Here is a 2,444-nt window from a genome sequence, read left to right as displayed (position 1 = left end):
AGATATGCTTTAAAGTTCTTACCTTTGCATCCGCTTTCTGAAAAGAACAGCAATCGTGAAACGAGCGATCTTTGAACAGATTTACATAAACAATACAAGTAGTACAAGAGCAGGTGCTTCGCAAATTAATAATTGGAAACTAATGATTAAGGCGCGTCGTACCTGGGTAAAACAAAAGAACCGTCAATACCTGTTTTATATAAATAGGTAAAGATAAACTTTTTGAATTCGAGCGTCCTGAACAGATAATTAAGCTGTCGCACTTTAATTTTTAATTTGCGCAGTCACGATACTTTTACAATGAAGAGTTTGATCCTGGCTCAGGATGAACGCTAGCTACAGGCTTAACACATGCAAGTCGAGGGGCAGCATGAACTTAGCTTGCTAAGTTTGATGGCGACCGGCGCACGGGTGAGTAACACGTATCCAACCTGCCGATGACTCGGGGATAGCCTTTCGAAAGAAAGATTAATACCCGATGGCATAGTTCTTCCGCATGGTGGAACTATTAAAGAATTTCGGTCATCGATGGGGATGCGTTCCATTAGGTTGTTGGCGGGGTAACGGCCCACCAAGCCTTCGATGGATAGGGGTTCTGAGAGGAAGGTCCCCCACATTGGAACTGAGACACGGTCCAAACTCCTACGGGAGGCAGCAGTGAGGAATATTGGTCAATGGACGAGAGTCTGAACCAGCCAAGTAGCGTGAAGGATGACTGCCCTATGGGTTGTAAACTTCTTTTATACGGGAATAAAGTGAGGCACGTGTGCCTTTTTGTATGTACCGTATGAATAAGGATCGGCTAACTCCGTGCCAGCAGCCGCGGTAATACGGAGGATCCGAGCGTTATCCGGATTTATTGGGTTTAAAGGGAGCGTAGGCGGACGCTTAAGTCAGTTGTGAAAGTTTGCGGCTCAACCGTAAAATTGCAGTTGATACTGGGTGTCTTGAGTACAGTAGAGGCAGGCGGAATTCGTGGTGTAGCGGTGAAATGCTTAGATATCACGAAGAACTCCGATTGCGAAGGCAGCTTGCTGGACTGTAACTGACGCTGATGCTCGAAAGTGTGGGTATCAAACAGGATTAGATACCCTGGTAGTCCACACAGTAAACGATGAATACTCGCTGTTTGCGATATACAGTAAGCGGCCAAGCGAAAGCGTTAAGTATTCCACCTGGGGAGTACGCCGGCAACGGTGAAACTCAAAGGAATTGACGGGGGCCCGCACAAGCGGAGGAACATGTGGTTTAATTCGATGATACGCGAGGAACCTTACCCGGGCTTGAATTGCAACTGAATGATGTGGAGACATGTCAGCCGCAAGGCAGTTGTGAAGGTGCTGCATGGTTGTCGTCAGCTCGTGCCGTGAGGTGTCGGCTTAAGTGCCATAACGAGCGCAACCCTTATCGATAGTTACCATCAGGTTATGCTGGGGACTCTGTCGAGACTGCCGTCGTAAGATGTGAGGAAGGTGGGGATGACGTCAAATCAGCACGGCCCTTACGTCCGGGGCTACACACGTGTTACAATGGGGGGTACAGAAGGCAGCTACACGGCGACGTGATGCTAATCCCGAAAGCCTCTCTCAGTTCGGATTGGAGTCTGCAACCCGACTCCATGAAGCTGGATTCGCTAGTAATCGCGCATCAGCCACGGCGCGGTGAATACGTTCCCGGGCCTTGTACACACCGCCCGTCAAGCCATGAAAGCCGGGGGTACCTGAAGTGCGTAACCGCAAGGAGCGCCCTAGGGTAAAACTGGTGATTGGGGCTAAGTCGTAACAAGGTAGCCGTACCGGAAGGTGCGGCTGGAACACCTCCTTTCTGGAGTGACGTCTCGACTCGATCGTTGGTTCTTGAAGTTATGCTTCCATAAGAACCTCTTGTACTGCGCGTACTTGTTTATTAAAATATACGAGAAAAGTAGAAGCCGAGCCGTAAGGCGAGGGTTTGACTGACAGTCCTATAGCTCAGTTGGTTAGAGCGCTACACTGATAATGTAGAGGTCGGCAGTTCAACTCTGCCTGGGACTACTTCAAAGTTGAAAACTGAAAATTGAGAAATGAAAATCGGGAACTCTCCGGATTTTCCACTTTCCACTTTCCGTTTTCCACTTATAAGAAGGGGGATTAGCTCAGCTGGCTAGAGCACCTGCTTTGCACGCAGGGGGTCAACGGTTCGAATCCGTTATTCTCCACTCCGTTTTGATTATTGTTTTATAATTGAAACACCGTTCTTTGACATGATGTGACCAAAAAAAAGTAAAGTTAAAAGCTGAAAGTATATATCGACCATACGTGATCGGTAAGACAAAAAGTAAGTAAGGGCACATGGCGGATGCCTTGGCTCTCGGAGGCGATGAAGGACGTGATAAGCTGCGATAAGCTGCGGGTAGGTGCAAATGACCTTTGATCCGCGGATTTCCGAATGGGACAACCCGGTAC

At 48.2% G+C, this 2,444-nt stretch carries 2 tRNA genes and 1 rRNA gene; all 3 read left to right on the top strand.

Annotation, left to right across the window (positions count from 1 at the left end):
• Positions 1 to 297: 297 nt before the first annotated feature.
• The 3 genes from DWX62_RS19640 (at position 298) to DWX62_RS19630 (ending at position 2,197) form a co-directional block, all read left to right on the top strand.
• Positions 298 to 1,824 (top strand): 16S ribosomal RNA (locus DWX62_RS19640).
• Positions 1,825 to 1,959: 135 nt separating this feature from the next.
• A tRNA-Ile gene (locus tag DWX62_RS19635) sits at positions 1,960 to 2,033 on the top strand.
• 90 nt (positions 2,034 to 2,123) lie between these two features.
• Positions 2,124 to 2,197 (top strand) — tRNA-Ala (locus DWX62_RS19630).
• Positions 2,198 to 2,444 lie beyond the last annotated feature (247 nt).

This window comes from Bacteroides sp. AF20-13LB, from assembly GCF_003603065.1.
Lineage (GTDB): Bacteria > Bacteroidota > Bacteroidia > Bacteroidales > Bacteroidaceae > Bacteroides > Bacteroides uniformis.
Note: the sequence above shows the minus strand (reverse complement) of the source record. Positions and strands in the feature narration are given on the sequence as shown.